13 protein-coding genes and 1 pseudogene are annotated in these 19154 nt (G+C 56.2%); 2 read left to right on the forward strand and 12 right to left on the reverse strand.

The window, feature by feature from the left end:
* Positions 1-265: 265 nt before the first annotated feature.
* From K5H97_RS26585 to tnpB, 4 genes and pseudogenes are all read right to left on the reverse strand, one after another.
* On the reverse strand, positions 266-3205 hold the full coding sequence (locus K5H97_RS26585; RefSeq protein WP_028690248.1) for a DEAD/DEAH box helicase: 2940 nt from the start codon (positions 3203-3205) through the stop codon (positions 266-268).
* Positions 3206-3590: 385 nt separating this feature from the next.
* Positions 3591-3821, reverse strand: a pseudogene (locus K5H97_RS29810) (transposase); the annotation flags it as partial.
* A gap of 44 nt (positions 3822-3865) precedes the next feature.
* Positions 3866-5431: an IS66 family transposase gene (tnpC, locus tag K5H97_RS26595; protein ID WP_028692322.1), complete on the reverse strand. Its 1566-nt coding sequence runs from the start codon at positions 5429-5431 to the stop codon at positions 3866-3868.
* Positions 5432-5450: 19 nt separating this feature from the next.
* Complete coding sequence (gene tnpB, locus K5H97_RS26600; RefSeq protein WP_003460146.1) at positions 5451-5810, reverse strand: IS66 family insertion sequence element accessory protein TnpB; 360 nt, start codon at positions 5808-5810, stop codon at positions 5451-5453.
* Between the two features lie 727 nt (positions 5811-6537).
* On the opposite strand from tnpB, the gene K5H97_RS26605 reads away from it, so the two are divergent.
* The gene (locus tag K5H97_RS26605; protein WP_211258411.1) at positions 6538-7131 is read left to right on the forward strand and encodes a hypothetical protein; all 594 of its coding nucleotides are present in this window, start codon (positions 6538-6540) and stop codon (positions 7129-7131) included.
* A gap of 97 nt (positions 7132-7228) precedes the next feature.
* Here the strand turns inward: K5H97_RS26605 and K5H97_RS26610 are convergent, their stop codons facing one another.
* From K5H97_RS26610 to K5H97_RS26645, 8 genes are all read right to left on the reverse strand, one after another.
* Positions 7229-7720, reverse strand: coding sequence for a hypothetical protein (locus K5H97_RS26610; protein ID WP_155952671.1), 492 nt, complete (start codon positions 7718-7720; stop codon positions 7229-7231).
* Positions 7721-7765: 45 nt separating this feature from the next.
* The gene (locus K5H97_RS26615) at positions 7766-8815 is read right to left on the reverse strand and encodes a hypothetical protein (RefSeq protein ID WP_155952670.1); all 1050 of its coding nucleotides are present in this window, start codon (positions 8813-8815) and stop codon (positions 7766-7768) included.
* An 86-nt stretch (positions 8816-8901) separates the two neighbouring features.
* Positions 8902-9342 (reverse strand): hypothetical protein, encoded by a 441-nt coding sequence (locus tag K5H97_RS26620; RefSeq protein WP_081791552.1) that lies wholly within the window; start codon positions 9340-9342, stop codon positions 8902-8904.
* Positions 9343-9344: 2 nt separating this feature from the next.
* The gene (locus K5H97_RS26625) at positions 9345-11336 is read right to left on the reverse strand and encodes an integrase (RefSeq protein ID WP_028690246.1); all 1992 of its coding nucleotides are present in this window, start codon (positions 11334-11336) and stop codon (positions 9345-9347) included.
* Entirely contained in the window at positions 11329-12843 is a 1515-nt protein-coding gene (locus tag K5H97_RS26630; RefSeq protein ID WP_028690245.1) for a site-specific integrase, read from the reverse strand. Before K5H97_RS26630 ends, K5H97_RS26625 begins: the two co-directional genes overlap by 8 nt.
* Entirely contained in the window at positions 12836-14053 is a 1218-nt protein-coding gene (locus K5H97_RS26635) for a tyrosine-type recombinase/integrase (protein WP_028690244.1), read from the reverse strand. The genes K5H97_RS26630 and K5H97_RS26635 overlap by 8 nt, the downstream gene beginning before the upstream one ends.
* Before the next feature lie 141 nt (positions 14054-14194).
* Positions 14195-14740, reverse strand: a complete 546-nt coding sequence (locus K5H97_RS26640) for a single-stranded DNA-binding protein (protein WP_028690243.1) — start codon at positions 14738-14740, stop codon at positions 14195-14197.
* Between the two features lie 9 nt (positions 14741-14749).
* Positions 14750-16144 carry an MFS transporter gene (locus K5H97_RS26645; protein WP_028690242.1) on the reverse strand — a complete coding sequence of 465 codons (1395 nt, stop codon included), beginning with the start codon at positions 16142-16144 and terminating at the stop codon, positions 14750-14752.
* A gap of 129 nt (positions 16145-16273) precedes the next feature.
* Between K5H97_RS26645 and uvrA the strand changes: the two genes are divergently transcribed.
* A complete protein-coding gene (uvrA, locus tag K5H97_RS26650; RefSeq protein ID WP_028690241.1) occupies positions 16274-19108 on the forward strand; it encodes an excinuclease ABC subunit UvrA in 2835 nt (944 codons plus the stop codon).
* Positions 19109-19154 lie beyond the last annotated feature (46 nt).

Consider the following 19154-nt stretch of genomic DNA (forward strand, 5'->3'; position numbering starts at 1 on the left):
ACCTGCAATAAGACCTTGATTTCTATGATTTTTCTCTGAATCCGTAAAAATTTCTGTAAAATTTAAGCCGTTATCAACCTAAATTCTTTACGTTTGTGGATTGGACCTCATCAAGATCACCCTACTGCTGCTAGAGGGCAGATACCTTCCTGGTGAAGTATCCAGGCACTGTGCCATTCCATGCTACAACCACATGCTCATCCCTAACTCCTTTGATGGCGATTGGGCTGAGTATTCTGCGCCACCAGCCGGCAGCGATCCTAATTCAAACGCTGGTAATGACTCGAATATCCGAGCCGGACACGCCCTTGATATACGCGTAACTGGTGCCGAGCACGGCCAGTTGATCAGCAGAAACCTTACCTGCCGAAATTGCGGGTTGCACGATCACAAAGCGGAACACCATCTCGTGATCATGGCACTTATTGCGTAGTAGCTCCAGATCCGTGGGATCCCCCTTGAGGATCCTGTCGAAGCCTTTGGGCAACGACTGCTGGTAGCGGTGCAACAATCGGTTGAAGAACTTTTCTTCCGTGTGCAACCACTTCACCGAGCGTGATGCCTGACCGCAGACCTCGTAGACGTCGGAAACGCGCGCGCCCGGCCGCGCCTCGCCATCTTGCTGAGGACAATACTTGCAATGGTACAGGTCGACAAAGATAGCGTCCTTGCTTTCCTTGATCGCCACCAGGTCGGCGATCTCACCGGCGCCATCATCGTTGAAAATGAACGTGTAATCGTCCTCGATTCGGCTGTAGGTGAACCCTTGAACGGTGTCCGGGTTTCGGTCCGCCCGCATGGACTCGCTGTGGATCTGAGTCGTGCCCCAATCCCAGGCTTCGATCAGGGCGACCGGTAGCTTCAGGTCCAAACTGTTGGGGGAGAAGTAGCGGTAATTGCCTTCGACCATCGAACCGTCGACGGCAAGTAGCACCAATGGGTTGGTATCCAGGTACTTCTCGAACGAGCCCTCTTCAGCGAAGACGATCTTGACCCCCGAGCAGTAAAATTTGTAGCCGTCATCCAACAGACGGATCTTGATATCAGGCAGTTGACGCTCCGTGCCATCGACTGCTGTTGCACTGATGGGTACTTCCAACGTCCGTGCATCGATTCGCCGGGGTTTGCCCAGTTGGACATCCAGCAGGTTAAACACCTCAGCCAGGTACGCCAACGAGATCTTCTGTTCATTTTCGATCAGGATTGACGCCGGCCAATCTGCATAGAACAGGCCCTCGGGCCACTCTCGCTGGATCTTTTCCGAGCGAATCACATCTTTAAGCACATCAGAGGGGTTGATCGTCGCGTCGTTGAGCTTCTGCGAGGTGCGCTTGCACCACTCGATCCAGTCGTTGATGCTCGAAGCGTTCATCTCCCAGATCTTGCCCTTATGCGAGCAGCCAACGGTGGTGCGCTGGCCATCCTCGTAGCCGGTTGCGAAGATGTTGGACTTTCTTGCCGTACCGTTCTCAATTTCACTGATGACGGTATTGATGTCGCGCCCAACATGCATGGTGAAGCGTAGATCCTTACGCATGCGCGACAGGCCCACGTTCTGCAGCTTCATGAGTTTGATGCCGTGCAGGGTGCGGAAGGTCGGCTCGCCGCTGATGCGCCGCGCATCCTTGGCGATCAGGCTCAGGAATCGATTGGTTTGCGATTCATCCCCGGAAGAATGGACGAACAGCGTCTTGTCGGGCGCGTGGTAGTACGCCAGATAGAGGATCCAGTTGGTGTCCACGATCGTCGACGTCTGCGCCCAGCCAACGGGCATTTCGCGCCGCGTTACCATGATGATGGTGTCGGCTTCGTCATTGATGGACAGTAGCTGCAGCGGCTCTTTCTTCTGCGAGAAGAGCTTGGCCCTCTCGGGCCTCCAGTCGTTGTGCTCCACGTGATAGGCGATCGCACTGATCTTGGGGTTGGGGTTCAAGCCGAAAATGTCCTCGGCATCGGCATCCTCCGGAAACTGTTCGGTGAACGTTTCCTTCTCGATCTCGCGGGCGATCTTGTTCTGGCTGACATCGCGGATCACCGCACTCCAGTCGGCACTTTCCTTGTACAGCACCGCCATCTGGTAATCGACTTTCTGGTTGGCGATGTTCGACACGAACTTGGCGTCACCGAGCGTATCATCGACTCGCGTCAGGCGACCGATAAACTGTAGGGTGACGGCGGGACTACGGTGCTGGTCGTGGATAGCCGCAATTTTCAGCTCCGGCAAGTCGAAGCCTTCCCCCAGCATGTCCACACATACGATGATCTTGTATTTCTTCTCGACGATTTCATCCAGTAGCTTGGCCCGATTCGGCACCCTGCTGTGGATGAGGATGGGCGAAAGATCCTCATGCTGTTTGTACAATTCAAATAGTGCGGCGGCGCGCTTCTGTGACCGTGCACGCACCATCAGCAGGTGGTTGAACCCTTGCGCGCGATCGTTCCGCAACAGCTCGACGGCCTTGTCAGCCACCACCTGGTCAGCCAGTTCCAGGTTGTACTCGCGCACCGGATGGAACTCGATCGCCTTGAAGTAGCCATCAATCTGGGCATCCTTCAGCGGGTAGTTATAGATGATCTTGCCGTCTAATGGCTGGTTGTCCTCACGGAACGGCGTGGCCGTGAACTGTAGACAGGGCTTGTCCTTGAATGCGCTTTTGACCCGGTCCCATGTCAGGGCAGCCACATGGTGCGCCTCATCGATGATCAGGTGGCTGCACAACGCGGCTAAGGCCTCCAAGGCCGGCTGGTCGAAACGTTGTAGCGCTTGCGGCGTGGCAACGATGACGTTGGCCTCGGCTAGCTGCTGGACCCCGTCAGCTGAAAGGCCTGAATTGATCGCCTGCACCACCGGGTTGAGTGCGGTCACCGAAACGGCACCAATCTCCCGTAGTTTCTTCAGTTCAAGGCATTTTTCGACCAACTGCGAACGCAACGGGTCCGAAGGCACCAGCACCAGTGTCCTGGGCAGCCGCCCGGCGATCAGCAGCCCAAGCATGGTGTCGGTCTTCCCGGTACCGGTCGGCATCACGATCGTCGCGGTGGTGGCGGGTGCCATCACTAGGTGCCCCAATGCGGCGTACAGCGCCGCAAGTTGCGGCTTGCGCAAACCCGGCGTCTGGGTTTCCCGGACGGCCAGATTGAAATTGAACAGATGCTGCTGCCAACTGCGATAGACGTCTACGTACTTCCCTGCTTCAACGGCCATTACGGGTACCAGATGGAAGATGAGGATTAGCCTTGCCCGAGCAATGGCCACATGCTACCAGCGAAGCCCCCGCACAGTGTAGTCCTGCCAGGCGCCGCCCCCCCCTGCCTGGCACCTCCTGGGTGTACCTGTGTTGACGCTCCTACGCGAAAAGGCGGTCGAGGCACTGACGGGTTATTGGCCGGTTCTTTATGCAATGCTACAACTGGCAGCGACCGCATCAATTCAATAGCGGGCTGGCTCCCGCTGTTGCTGAGTAAAAGCTTAACGCAGTGTCCGGGATTAGTTGACCACTACACTATTCAAGCTCGACGCTTTCGCAGGCACGCTGCCCCATGAAAGGCCAAAGCAGATCTCGCGCAAGACCGGGCTCAAATTGACAGCCAACCAGGACACCGCGAAACGCCTGAGCAACCGCCGGATCGTTTGGGAAGATCCCCACCACTTCGGTCCGGCGCTTGATCTCGACGTTCAGCCGTTCCAGTGGATTGGTGCTGGAAGCTGCTGCCTATGCGCCTTTGGGAACGCCATGTGATCAGGACTTCTAGCAGCCATCCATGAGCGCGGCGATCCTGGGGTACACTTTGCGCAACTGATCGGCTACCAGGCGCCACTGCTATGTAACCGCTCCATGAACCCCGTCCTGGCGGACGGTTTTTTTCAGGAAGCAGAGGCAGAAGCTGGCGAGCAGTTCCACGGCAGCAGCGCTTCGTAATCCTCGACGCGGCTCGCCGCTGGCAGGCGTTCAAGGATGTGGCGCAACCAGGCGTAAGGCTCTTGCCCGTTGGCTTTGGCAGTTTCGATCAGGCTGTAGATCTGCGCGCTGGCGGTAGCGCCTTTCGGCGTGTCGCTGAACAGCCAGTTCTTGCGGCCGATGACGAAGGGACGGATGGCGTTCTCGGCGCGGTTGTTGTCGATCGGTAGATGCCCGCCTTCGATGTAGCGCACCAGCCTGCTCCAGTTTCTGGCCAAGTAGTTTACCGCCTTGCCCAGGGCCGTCTGCCCAGCGACCTGCGGTTGGGTTTTGTCCAGCCAGGCCTTGAGTTGGTCGATCAGGGGCTGGCTGCGTTGCTGGCGGACGTCGAGGCGTTCGCTATGGTCAGCGTCCTTCAGGTCACGCTCGATGCCGTAGAGCTTGTTGATCAGGCTCAGCGCCACGTCGGCACGCCCAGTCTTGCCCTTGGGCTGCACCTTTTGGGCTTCGACGAACTTGCGTCGCGCATGCGCCCAGCAGCCCAGGCGTTCGATGCCGTCGCGTGCAGCCACGGCGTTGTAGCCGGCGTAGTCGTCGGTCATCAGGTAGCCGCGGTAGCCATCGAGCAGGCGTAGCGGCACCTCCTGCGCGCGGCTGGCTGTGTAGTCGAAAAGGATCACCGGCTTGTCCGGCGGCCCACCGCTTTGCACCCACATCCAGGATTGTGCCGAGGGGTCGCGCCCCGGTTCATGCAGCACCTGTAAGCGCGTTTCGTCGCAGTGCAGCACGGGGTATTCGAACAGTTTGTCGCGCATCAGGTTGAGCAACGGTTGCAGTTGCTCGCCACTTTGGATCACCCAACGCGCCAGGGTCTGCCGTGGGATGTCGACGCCGTGGCGGCTGAGCATCTTTTCGAAGCGGTACAGCGGAATGCCGTCGGCGTACTTGGTGGTCAGCAGCATCGCCAGCACGCTGGGGCTGGCCAGGCTCTTCTCGATCAGTTGTGCCGGTTTATCGGCGGTGACCGGCGCGGTTTCACAGGCCTTGCAGGCATAGGTCTTGCGGATGTGGCGGATGACCCGCACCTGCATCGGGATGATCTCCAGCTGCTCGCTGGTCTCCTCGCCGATCACCTGCTTGCAGGCACCACAGGCGCAGGCGCGCTCATGCTCGGGTAGCTCATGGATGACTTCCACGCGCGGCAGGTTGGCCGGCAGCGGCTTGCGTTTGCCACGGCGCTTGACCGGCGCAACGACTTCTTCGGCTTCGGCTTCGGCTTCGGCTTCGACTGGCTCGGCGGCCGGCGCTTCGATCAGCTCTTCGACCTCGTTGAACATGGCCAACTGCGGTGAGTCGGCGTCTTCAGAGCTGCGCTCGGACTTGGGCGAGAACAGCTTGTGGCGCAGCAAGGCGACCTGTTCTTGAAGTTGTTCTATGCGAGCATCTTTCGCCGCCGCCTGTTCACTGGCCAGCAGCAGTAAATGCTTCAGCAGGATTGGGTCGTCAGGAAGAGATTCGGGCACGGCGATCATGGCCGTGGATTATACCGGCTCAGGTTACGAAGCGCGGCGTCAGTATCTGGTGCGGACGGTTGCGCCACAGGTCGATGCCGTCGAGCAGCCAGTTCAGTTCGTCGACCGTCAGTTCGATGGCTTCGTCACCCGCATCGGGTTTGGTCTTGAAACGCTCGGCTTCCAGTCGCTTGAGCCACAGGCAGAAGCCATTGCGCTCCCAGTAGAGAATCTTGACCTGGCTGCGCGTGCGATTGAGGAACACGAACAGCACCGGGTTGAACACCTCCACCTTGATGTCCAGCTCGACCAGCGCGGCCAGTCCGTTGATGGATTTGCGGAAGTCGACGGGCTTTGGGTAGAGATAGACCTTCTGCACTTTGGCGTCGGGACGCATCATGACGGAACTCCACGGGAAAATAGGGAGCCCAGCATCCGGGATACGGAGAGGTCAGTTGAAGATGGGGTCTATGGAGCGCATACACTGCTATGGCATTCGCTCCGGCTATCCTGGGCGGAAACTGTACATGGCAGCGCCGCCACCATGGTGCTCTGGGCCTTGCCGACATGGGCCATTAGACTGCGCATGAAGTGAAAACCCTGAGATAGAGCAGTCGAAATCAAAAAACGTGGATCTCAGTGTATTTTTCAGTTCTGAATGGCATGATACCCACCCTGGACGCTCACGGTCAGAGACCGAGAAAAGCCAGTAAATACGATCACTCTGACCGGATCAGCCTTTCACAGCCCCTCGAAATTGACATCGGTGTAACGTCAACTAGCATACGGGTGAGATAGGTTGCAGTAGCTGCTAGCGCAGATTGAACTGTGACGCGGCACACGTTTTCTAAGCTGTGTCTCGTAAAAATTTCCGATTAGCTCAGCGACCAGTGGAGGTAACGATGAAGCTCTCAAAGAAGAAAGCAGGTAGACGTGGGTGCGTTCTCGTTCAAGCAGCCTCCTCTGTCAGCTTTGACTCTGAGGGGTTAACAAAGAAACGCTCGGTTCCTAAAGAACGTGCCCAATATGTTCGAATTGTTTCTGAGCGAGCGCTATCTCTCCTTTCAGCATAAAGCTATTACTTTAACGCTCCCATCATTGGGAGCGTTTTTGTTTGGGGATTTTTTGTGAGTCAAAAATGGGTCTTCGAAGCGCTGGTACAAAATGAAAAAGACGGAATAGGTCTCATTGCCTATGCTCTCTACAAACACAAAAAGCATGTTTTAGCTCAGTCGCTTAGAAGCAATGGCGAAGCAGAGCATTATATCCAAGATCAAGTGAAAATCTTTCACGACCAAACCCTACAAAATAACAGCCTCAACGATTACAGAATCAAAGCCGAACAATATTTAAGCGAAGTGTATGGCCAGCTTGAAAATGACATAAAATCTAAATATGAAGAAAAGGAAAAGCAACTTAAACAAGCACATGAAACCCGGGAGACACAAACAAAGAAAGAGTGCGAAGCAAAAATAAAAAAAGAGAAAAGAGAATTTATAAAGTCAGTCCAGGAATATGAAAGATCCAACAAGAGTTTTTTATCTATTTTCTTGGCCTGGCTAATTTCTGGCATACCCGGGGTCATCGCCTCCTTCATAATCACTGCCTTTGTTATCGGCTCCACAGTATTACTCGTCCCACAAGAAAAACGAAAGGAAGTTTTCGCCTCGTTGGCAGCCGAGTATATTGGAATCGAGAACAAGCAGCCCAAAGCAAAGTAACCTAACATACGCCCCCACAAAAGCCACCCATCCAAATACAATGGGCGATAGACTTACCAACTAAACAACGCAAAGAACAAACTATAATTATCCTTTACTACACAGAAGGAGATTCACACCCAAAATTCAACTCCCGTGAAACTGCGGCCACACACCCTAATAAATTATTATATTCACCGTACTGTTGAAAACCAAGTTTCCTACCGAAAGCATCCGAGAACTGATTCGTACACTCCAAGCCGATTTTCGTATAGCCAATATCTTTAGCAAAACTCAATAAAAATCTAATAAAATCAGTCCCGTGGCCTTTCCTGCGATCCTTGAATCCAAACCTAGCAACCACAAGGGTTTCCTCTCCCCAAAACCCTCCTGATGGCGGAGTAACTTTCAGGTAGAGCTCATAAGCTTCCGCATAAAAATTTAAAACATTACCATCGACATAGTGACAACGTCGAGGCTGCTCGCCAAAGCGCTGATATAGATAAGGCGACAATAGTTCAGAAAATCTTCTTGCCCTAATCGCCGCCAACGCCCTTTCTGAATCTTTAGGCTCCAGTATACATATAGAAATCCCATCAAAACCTTTCATCCATCCTCCTCACCGTCAGCTTATGAACTAGCTAGACACCCGAGATTATTGACTTGTTAATTTCTGATAAAGAAGCTCGCGTGAGACAACCCCTTCCTCTTGCTCGCCTGGAAATGCGCCTGATGATGCCATTCTAGATAAATCTTCCGCTGTTGGCAGGGGGAATCCATTCTCGAGGCAATGGTTTGATAACCAGCAATATGTCATTTCGGCTAAATGACTGAGCTGCTCTGCCTGATAGCCTTCTGTGATTTGGGCATTGCTCTTCAACAATAGAGCGGCCAGACGACGATTCATGTCTTGTGTATAAGTTGGGTGAGTCTGCGCGAAACGCTCAGCAATATGCTCAACCAAGCAAACGATATAAGTCATCAAATATGGAAGGCGAGAGTAAAGGTAAGCCCACTGCGTCAGTATTTGATCACCTTGTGAAAATATAAAATTAATATTATAAGACTCTGTCCTTATAGCTTTATGATCAGTAAACAGATGCATTGCCTTGTTGCAGATACTATCGAAGCTATCCCGTGACGCTTTATCATAGCGGAGCCTTGCTATGTAATTAGCGTCCAACCTCGACGCCTCTCCAATGACCTCTAAAACTTTCTCGATTCTACGCGTGTGTCCGTCGATGCCACCTGCATTCTGAGGACGAAGTCTAGCAGGATCTTCAGCGATCATTTTGGCGAACGAGGCTTTATCTGCAACCACCGACTCCAGAAGGTACAAGCTTTCCTGAAATGGTTTTCGTAGAAGCATGTATGCAATTGCGAGTTTCCCTTTCCTCGAGGCCTCCAACGCTTCAAAAATACAATGGAGCATGTCTGACAATACAGCTGGAAATGCGGTTGTGACTAGGACATCCGCTTCATCATTCATACGGCCACTTTTCTTTAGCCAATCTATTAGATCATCAGCCTGCTCGAGATTTACCAGCTCCTTCTCATCGCTAAACGTCAGATTGGTAACAAATATGCCTTGCTTCATCCCCGACACCAATAACTGTGCAACTATGTCATGTGCTGCAAAGCAGAACTCGTATGCATCATGAAATTGTTGTGGCAGGACGGTATTGGCCTCCAAAAGTCGCTTCATTTATTCCCCCTTGGTATTTAACGCAGTTTTGTTCAGCCTGAGGCGACAATATCTAGAGGACATACTCCAGAAACAAAGTAATAAATCTACGCTCTGCTACTTAATCGGCTAATAGTTCTTCCTTTCTCAGCCGAGTCCCGATCAATTTCTGGTAGAGACGCATCAAGTTCCGCCTGAGAAAGTCCACGTTTTTGGGCGTTGTACTGCCAACGAATGAAGCACTCCAGCAGTCGGTTATTCTCAGCCTTCAGACGCTGATTCTCATTTTCCAGACGATGGATGCGTTGCTCCGCAATAGCCAGGCTTTCCGGACGCTTCGTGGGCTTGAAACCCGCTTTCTGCTGGGTTTTCTTATCACCGAACGCGCTCTTGATTCGAGCATGTGCATTGAGGGTCTGCCGTGTTGGGCGTGTACCAATCAAGCCTTCGGCTTCGTTGCACAAAGCATCCCAGGTGAGCTTACCATCCCACCCATCAATCAGGCCGACCAGTAGGTCAATGTCTCTTGTCGTTAGATGCTTGGCCATAACTAGAAGACCCCCAGCAGATTTCGCAGCTCATCAATGCCGGGCTCTGATGAAGGGAGCCTGCGGTAGGACTGGCGGGCAGCAAGCTCTCGCTTCAACGGGGTGTACTCTTGATCATTGCTGAGTCGAATGGCCGTTCCGTCCGGGAGGTCGGGTGATTCAAGTATCTGAATCAACTGATCCAGTCGTTCCAAAGTCTTGATCTGATGCTGGCTCCAGCGATCGGCGCCATAGGTTCCTGAAGTATCTGCCGCCTCGGCCTTTTCAAGTTGCATATGGGTCAAACTACGCTGCTGCCTGAGACGATCAAGCTTGGTCACGTCACCTTTTACGCAAACCTGTTCGGTGCAATTCAAGCAATCCCGATGCTTCTGGCAAGGCAGCATCGAGTAGTCATGTACGCAGAATCCATACTCAGTGACATGGGCGATACCGTCACCTACAGTCTCCAGATCCGCATAGGTAACGGGCATGCTGGCCTGGATCTTGTCGAGTATCCCACCGACGCCGGCATTCCTGGCCAGCTCGACGTACTCGTCGTCGCTCATGTGATTGTACACAGCGTTCTGATGGATGTTGGCCCGCCCTGACCACTTGGCGATGTCTAGCTGCCCCAATGCGCCACGCTGTGCCACGGTATTGAGGAAATGACGCACCTGGTGAGAGGTCATCGAGATTTCACTGCCATCTGGGTTCTTGTAACCGTGTCGCTTCCAGATGCTGCGCTCCTGACCGTCAATGAAGTTCAGGTCAGTGGTAAACGTGCTCTTCCCGGGCCCCCATATCCTGATAGGGCTCGGACTAAAATCCGAACGGAGTTCGTGAGCCCTAAAACAGCAAAGCGCCTCCGAGTACTTGATATTGCGATCCCGGTTCCTCCAAGGCCATCCGACAGGAAGTTGGCTATGACAGTAGTCATTTAGGAATGCCAGCGTCAGTGACTCACCCTTTTTCTTCAAAGCTCCATAGGGTTTGTATTTCGAGAAAAACGAGTCCAATGCCCCTTTCATGGCCTTGATGCCAATCGCCATACAAGCTTGCTCATCAGTTAGTGGCTGGTTGTCAGGAACATGGGGACAGTCTTCATGGCGGTAAAATCTGTCAGGGTGATCTTCATACCATTTTGCCAACGCCCGCCCTGGAGCAGACAACTCGGTCAACCGGCGCACTGCCTCGGTGGCAATATCCTTGAATATGGTCGGAATCCACTTAATATCCGCCCCATAACCTTTGCCGGCATAAAACCGTAGCCCCAGTCTTTCGACACCCTCGCCATCTGTATCAGGATGCAGGCAATTCACCGGCAGGTCTTGAACCTCCGATATCCGAGATGGCGCGCACATCAGCAGTGCAAATACGGACGTGGTAAAACGATCCCGAGCACTTACGAGATCGTTGGCAAACATCTCTGCCATAGCTTCCAACCAGCGATCCTCTGGTAGCTTTTCTGCTCGTTTTCTTTTTCCTTCCGCGTCTGTCCTGTCTATCTCTTTAGGCTTGCGGATGGGATTTCGCCAGGTAATCGAGTCGGGAACGATCCGACTTTCATTGAGGAACCCCATAAGCTTTACCAAGCTCACACCTGCCTGATAGCTCGTGGCCTCATACTCCCTCGCAACTTGACCCGCTGCGTCCATGACGAGTTGATCTACCTGCGTAATGTCCGCTTTGCCCTTGACCGTCAGCAGAGCTTTCTCGATGCAGCGGATCGCCTTGAATTCGTTTTTGAGCTTAGTGGGGGTATGACCCTGCTGGTAGCGAACATAAGCTTTGGCAAAGGGAATGATGTCAGCATTCAGCAGTTGATCAGTCGTGTAGCCCCTCGCAGGCGCCCCCATGACCGTAAAGTTGCCGACCTTGGGCCAGGCATTGGCATACCAGTCTAAATCTGCCCCGAATACCGTCAGGCGGTCACGACACATCGCAATGAAATCGTCCAGATTCTTCTGGCTGTCACGCTGATGCTTGGGGGTGAACAGCAGTAGGTCAGCCATACGCAACCTCTCCCCTGGCCTCTTTGCAACGGTTGATTACGTCACTTACGGCCAAGATTAATCGGTCGTTGGTCGAAGCGATCTTCAGATCTCCGCAGTTGACTCGAACCCGATCCCGCTCCTCGATCAGGCGATCCAAGACCTCTTCGTGGGGGCCATCGAGCCAAGGCTGGAAGTGGGCACATGTGTAACAAGCGATGGGTGCCAATGCGCCACAGAAGCCATAGCTGCCACAGGTGCCTACGTTGGCCCTGCCGTTCGAGATTCGGCTGCTCGGGTCATCGCCTCGGCATGCCTCACGTTCTGATGTAACAAGAACGCCTCGAAACGCCTGGGCAAACGGTGCGAGCTGCAAGGCGACAGCCTTATCGATGCGCTCGACGATCTCAGGGATGTTTTTGACGTACACGCCTACGTTCTGGGTATCGGAGTGATCCAACGCCTCAGCAATGACCAACTCCCCTCTTCCTTCTCGAGCCAGATTCGTGCCAAGCGTGTAGCGAAAGCGATTCGGGTTGAGGGCGATAGGCGCCCCAGTGCGCTCGCTAATGACAGCAATCGTCCTGGCAACTCCCAACATCGCTTGATACACCTCTTGGGTGGGGATATGCAGCCGGTCGCTACCAAGTAGTACCTCAACATCGGAATCGGTCTCAAGGGAATGCGATACGGGAAAAAATGGCAACTCGTCCTGTACTTTCTGAGGCAGCGGACCGCCTGCCTGCTCGGAAAAAGCCGTCTTCACAGACTCCGCTTGCTGCTGCAACAGCAACCAAAGATCCTCAACAATCGCAAAGCGATTGAACGAGGAGCGCCATGGCGTATTGCGCTGCTTAGCCCTGGGGAAGTTGATCCAATAGGCCCCTTGAGCAGTGGAATGCAGGTCTTTGACTTTGAGCGCCGCGATTTGCCCAGGGCGCCGCCCCGTCATGGCTAAGATCATTGATAGACACGTCTCCTCCAAGGAGAGTCGCTGCCCGGTGAATGCATCGACCACAGCAGAGATAACCCCTTGGAGTTCAATATCGGTTAGAGGCCCAGCGTCGGGACACATCGACTGGACAGCGAAACCTTTCTCGTTCCCCTTGATGACCCACTTATTCAGCAGGGTCAAAACCTCATCAGAGATACCTGGATATCCAAGCCGCGACCATTGGCGGATCGCCCCGCGCAATACTCCCATGTACCACTCTGTTTTCCTATCTAGCGATGATCGGTAGGAGATCAACGAAGCGACGGAAAGCAGATCGGAACCTTGCATCTGCTCGCAGTAATGCAAAAAACGATTAAAAATATTTCTCGCATGCGACGGCGCTCCCGCTCTTGCGTAAAACTCCAGAACCCGCCGAAATGAATAATCCCTTTCCCCCAAATACTGCGAAAGCGAGCCAACCGGAATGGCTATATCCTTACTAAGCTCCCATCGAGAGCTATCGAAATTCACGAGATAGCCGTCCCTAGAGTAAAAACGATTAACTACAGCTACCTGAAGAGCATTTTTATTCACCGGCCACCTCATCACTGGACTTTTTCAGGTACTTTCCTTGAAGGGCAAGAACAGCTTCTGCGGCTTTTTGTTTGGTGTGTCGCTTGTTGTAGGTTTGCGCCGTACCAGAGGTTTCTTCCCAGCCCATCAGATAAGAGCGAATTTTTTCTTCTGTCGCGGTGGACATTTCCGAGGCGTCGCTGTGCTGGGAAAAGGTGTAATTCCAGTGATGTCGGAGGGCATGCGCATGCACGCCAGAGTCCTCGATGATAGAGGCGACGCCCAACATCCACTTCTGAAAGGCTGAGATCGAGAGTGGGCGACCTTGAGTCGGGCCTTCCTTGTGGGTCACAAACAAGTAACCATGCCTCTTCGCCCCAGGCAATTTACTCCGATAGCGAAGCACATATTCGTAAATCCGGGTGATGAGTTCCGGCGCAAGTGGAATGGTTCGCTGACGAGTCTTGGCCGTAGGCTGATGGGCCCGTGAATCGCCCCTCGAATCAGGACGCCTCACCACGCGCAGAGTGTTTTTGGCGAAATCCACGTCATCGACCTTGAGGTTCAGCAGCTCCCCCCGACGAAGCCCAGTCAGGCGGAGAATCATGAACATCAATGCATTGCGCACCTGCACTGCCTGATCCTTGGCCGGATTGTGTTCCGAGCCAGGTCTAAGCGCCTGTTCCAATGCCTCCACAACGGCCTCGTCCAGATATCGTTCGTCCTTGTCCGATACTGATTTGTTGGGCTTGCTGGGACGGTTAGCTCTGATTGACGCCACCATCAACTTGATTTCCCTATCACCCCGACTGGATGGGCACAGCCGCTTGGCCAGAAAGCCCAAATAGTCGGCCACAACGGTCAACCTGAAATAGTGATTACTGGTGCCGACCGTCTTTGGACGTCTAGCGATCGGGACAACCTTACTATCTCGGTGCTCGGGAGCGAGAGCAAGCTGCAAGAAGTCGCTTAGCCCCCTCACTCGCTCTTCACCAAGTAGCTCGCCTTGCGAAAACAGTGACATCAGATCGATGCCGACCTGAGCTTCCCAGGCGTATAGAGCCTTGATCGCGTTCAACGCATTCGCAATCGAATTGGCGGCCAGGGAGCGCGACCGCAGATGCCACGTGGTGAAAAGAGTGGGGTAGTAAAGAGGCATACCTGAACCATCGACCAGCACCGCAAACCGCTCGCCGTCAGCAGCCACGAATCTACGCATCGATATGTCCATCACGCCTCCATAATTTACTTTTTTACATGGTGTGCACCAAGTCAAAATCTAACAAGTTATTTTTTACATCCCCAAAACGAAGAAACCCCGCAAATGCGGGGCTCTCCAAGGAAAACTTTACAGTTTCCGCCAAGGTGACCGCTAGAACGGAATATCGTCGTCGAAGCTGTCGAAGTCAGCGGCTGGCTGCGGAGCCGGTTGTTGCGGCGCCGGGCGCTGTGGCGCCTGCTGCGGACGCGGAGCCTGCTGACGAGGAGCCTGGTTGTACTGCTGCTGGCCACCTTGGTTGTAGTTGTTACCACCACCTTGGTTGTATTGGTCACCACCACCCTGCTGACCCTGCGGACGACCGCCGAGCAGCTGCATGGTGCCGTTGATGTCGACGATGATCTCGGTGGTGTAGCGCTTGATGCCGTCCTTTTCCCACTCGCGGGTCTGGAGCTTGCCTTCGATGTAGCACTGCGAACCCTTGCGCAGGTACTCGCCGGCAATCTCGGCAACCTTGCCGAACAGCGACACACGGTGCCACTCGGTACGCTCGACCTTCTGGCCCGACTGCTTGTCGGTCCACTGCTCGCTGGTGGCCAGGCTCAGGTTGGTCACGGCGTTACCGTTGGGCAGGTAGCGGACTTCGGGATCCTGACCGCAGGTACCGACCAGAATGACTTTGTTAACCCCACGGGCCATAACGTTCTCCTAGGCTTCGCACGCCGCAGAGGCTGGGTTCACCAGACGCTCGAGGGTCGCACGGTCCAAAATTTTCGTATCCAGTTTGATATAGATGGCGGCTTCTTCTGCCACCACCACGGCGTCGGTCACACCCGGCACGGCCATCAGGCGCTCGGTCAGCCCGGCTTCCCGGACCGCTTCCGGCGTCAGCTGCATGCGCAGGCTGGTCACGTACGGCGGCTCGTTCATGCGCAACGCAGTGAGCAGCCACAGGACGCACAACACGGCACATCCCAGGAACACCATGCTCAAGCCACCGTGCTGGAACAACCAGCCACCGAGGATGCCTCCCAGTGCGGCGCCGAGGAACTGGCTGGTGGAGTAAACCCCCATCGCCGTCCCCTTGCCACCGGCAGGCGACACCTTGCTGACCAGCGAAGGCAAGGATGCCTCCAGCAGGTTGAATGCAGTAAAGAATACCACGGTGCCGATCACCAGTCCGCGCAAGTTGTCAGCCCACTGCCAGAAGAACACCTCCACCAGCAGCAGGACACTGACCGCGCCGAGCAACACGCGTTTCATCTTGCGCTTCTTTTCCCCGTAGATGATAAAGGGGATCATTGCAAAAAATGAAACCAGCAACGCGGTGAGGTACACCCACCAGTGCTGTTCCTTGGGCAGCCCGCCGCGCTCGACGAACGCCAGGGGCAGCGCCACGAAGCTGGCCATCAGGATCGCGTGCAGCACGAAGATGCTGATATCCAGGCGCAGAAGGTCCGGATTGCGCAGGGTCGGGCCGAGGGCCTGACGGGCGACACCGGACTCACGATGGGTCAACACATTGTGCGAACTGGGCACGACGAAGGCGATCAGGCCGATGCCGAGCAGGGCAAGTCCTGCGGTGGCAAGGAACAATCCTGACAAGCCAAAGGCGCGAGTCAACAGCGGGCCGACGACCATCGCCACGGCGAACGACAGGCCGATGCTCATGCCGATCATGGCCATGGCCTTGGTCCGGTGCTGCTCGCGGGTCAGGTCGGACAGCAACGCCATCACTGCCGCGGAAATCGCCCCCGCGCCCTGCAGGATACGCCCGGCGATCACGCCCCAGATAGAATCGGCCTGGGCCGCCAGCACGCTGCCCAGGGCGAAGATGATCAACCCCACGTAGATCACCGGGCGGCGGCCGATGCGGTCGGAAATCACTCCGAACGGAATCTGCAGCACGGCCTGGGTCAGGCCGTAGGCACCGATGGCCAGACCGATCAGCGCAGGCGTGGCGCCGGCCAGGTCCATGCCGTAGGTGGCCAGCACCGGAAGTACCATGAACATGCCCAGCATACGAAAGGCGAAGACCAGGGCCAGGCCGCTGGCAGCGCGGGTTTCGCTGCCACTCATGCGCTCGTTGTGGGTGTCGTGCATGGATTAACCTCGTGTGAACCGGCGGCGATTCTATCAGTCCGACGCCTTGGCGGCATATACGCGACGCTTTGCCGCGTAATGGCAGCGCGCCGTATACTCCTTTGTTTATGCCCGCCGAGCGAGGCCGTAGTGGACAAGATCCTGATCCGTGGGGCACGTACCCACAACCTGAAGAACATCGACCTGACCCTGCCCCGGGACAAACTGATCGTGATCACCGGCCTGTCCGGATCCGGCAAGTCCTCGCTGGCGTTCGACACCCTGTACGCCGAAGGCCAGCGCCGCTACGTCGAATCGCTGTCGGCCTATGCCCGGCAGTTCCTGTCGATGATGGAAAAGCCCGATGTCGACACCATCGAAGGCCTGTCGCCGGCGATCTCCATCGAGCAGAAGTCGACCTCGCACAACCCACGCTCGACCGTCGGCACCATCACCGAGATCTACGACTACCTGCGCCTGCTCTATGCCCGCGTCGGTACCCCGCGCTGCCCGGACCACGATATCCCGCTGGAGGCGCAAACGATCAGCCAGATGGTCGACCTGGTGCTGGAAAAGCCCGAAGGCAGCAAGCTGATGCTGCTGGCTCCGGTGATCCGCGAGCGCAAGGGCGAGCACCTGGCGGTGTTTGACGAACTGCGTGCCCAGGGCTTCGTCCGCGCCCGGGTCAACGGCAAGCTCTACGAACTCGACGAATTGCCCAAGCTGGATAAACAGAAGAAGCACAGCATCGATGTGGTGGTCGACCGCTTCAAGGTCCGCGCCGACCTGCAGCAGCGCCTGGCCGAATCGTTCGAGACCGCGCTCAAGCTGGCCGACGGCATCGCCTTGGTCGCGCCGATGGACGACGAAGACGGCGAGGAACTGATCTTCTCGGCACGCTTTGCCTGCCCGGTGTGCGGCCATGCGATCAGCGAGCTGGAGCCCAAGCTGTTTTCCTTTAACAACCCGGCCGGTGCCTGCCCGACCTGTGACGGCCTGGGGGTGAAGCAGTTCTTCGACACCAAGCGCCTGGTCAACGCCGAGCTGACCCTGGCCGAAGGCGCGATACGTGGCTGGGATCGGCGCAACGTCTATTACTTCCAGATGCTTGGCTCACTCGCCGCGCACTACGGTTTCAGCCTCGAGGAACCGTTCGGCGAACTGTCGGCCGAGCATCAGAAGGTCATCCTGCAGGGCAGCGGCAAGCAGAGCGTCGATTTCAAGTACCTGAACGACCGTGGCGACATCGTCAAGCGCTCGCACCCCTTCGAGGGCATCGTGCCCAATCTTGAGCGCCGCTACCGCGAAACCGAGTCGGCCACCGTGCGTGAAGAGCTGGCCAAGTTCCTCGGCACCCAGCCCTGCCCCGACTGCCGCGGCACCCGCCTGCGTCGTGAGGCTCGCCATGTGTGGGTCGGCGAGAAGACCCTGCCGGCGGTGACCAACCTGCCGATCGGCGAAGCCAGCAACTACTTCGGCGAGCTGACCCTCACCGGGCGGCGTGGCGAGATCGCGGCAAAGATCCTCAAGGAGATCTGCGAGCGCCTGCAGTTCCTGGTCAACGTTGGTCTCGACTACCTGACGCTGGACCGCAGCGCCGATACCCTGTCCGGCGGCGAAGCCCAGCGTATCCGCCTGGCCAGCCAGATCGGCGCCGGCCTGGTCGGGGTGATGTACATCCTCGATGAACCGTCCATCGGTCTTCATCAACGGGACAACGACCGCCTGCTGGCCACCCTCAACCACCTGCGCGACCTGGGCAACACGGTGATTGTGGTCGAGCACGACGAGGACGCCATCCGCCTGGCTGACTACGTGGTGGATATCGGCCCAGGCGCCGGCGTGCATGGCGGCCAGATCGTCGCCGAGGGCTCGCCCGAAGAGGTCATGGCGCACCCCGACTCGCTGACCGGCAAATACCTGTCCGGGCGCAAGAAGATCGTCGTCCCGGCCAAGCGCACCCCACGCAACAAGAAGCTGTCGCTCAAGCTCAAGGGCGCGCGCGGCAACAACCTGCAGAACGTCGACCTGGAAGTGCCAATCGGCCTGCTGACCTGCGTGACCGGCGTGTCCGGGTCGGGCAAGTCGACGCTGATCAACAACACCCTGTTCCCCCTCGCCGCCACCGCGCTCAACGGCGCGAGCAGCCTGGAGGCCGCGCCACACGCCAGCGTCGATGGCCTGCAGCACCTGGACAAGGTGGTGGATATCGACCAGAGCCCGATCGGCCGCACGCCTCGTTCCAACCCGGCGACCTACACCGGTATCTTCACGCCGATCCGCGAGCTGTTCGCTGGCGTACCGGAGTCGCGTTCCCGTGGCTACGGCCCGGGGCGCTTCTCGTTCAATGTCAAGGGCGGGCGCTGCGAGGCCTGCCAGGGTGACGGCCTGATCAAGGTGGAAATGCACTTCCTGCCGGACATCTACGTGCCCTGCGATGTGTGCAAGAGCAAGCGCTACAACCGCGAAACACTGGAGATCAAGTACAAGGGCAAGAACATCCACGAGGTACTGGAAATGACCATCGAGGATGCCCGCGAGTTCTTCGATGCGGTCCCGGCCCTGGCGCGCAAGCTGCAAACGCTGATGGATGTCGGTCTGTCGTACATCAAGCTGGGGCAATCGGCGACCACCCTGTCGGGTGGCGAGGCGCAGCGGGTCAAGCTGTCACGCGAGCTGTCCAAGCGGGACACCGGCAAGACCCTGTACATCCTCGACGAACCGACCACAGGTCTTCATTTCGCCGATATCCAGCAGTTGCTGGACGTGTTGCACCGCCTGCGTGACCACGGCAATACCGTGGTGGTGATCGAGCACAACCTGGATGTGATCAAGACCGCCGACTGGCTGGTCGACCTGGGGCCGGAGGGTGGCTCCAAGGGTGGGCAGATCATTGCCTGCGGTACGCCGGAAGAGCTGGCCGAGAAGAAACAGTCTTATACCGGACATTACCTCAAGCCGCTGCTGGAACGCGATCGGGCCTGATTTCAGGCCCGAAAAAAACCCTGTGGGAGCGGGTTTGCCCGCTCCC

Source organism: Pseudomonas mosselii (genome assembly GCF_019823065.1).
In the GTDB taxonomy this organism is placed as follows: domain Bacteria; phylum Pseudomonadota; class Gammaproteobacteria; order Pseudomonadales; family Pseudomonadaceae; genus Aquipseudomonas; species Aquipseudomonas mosselii.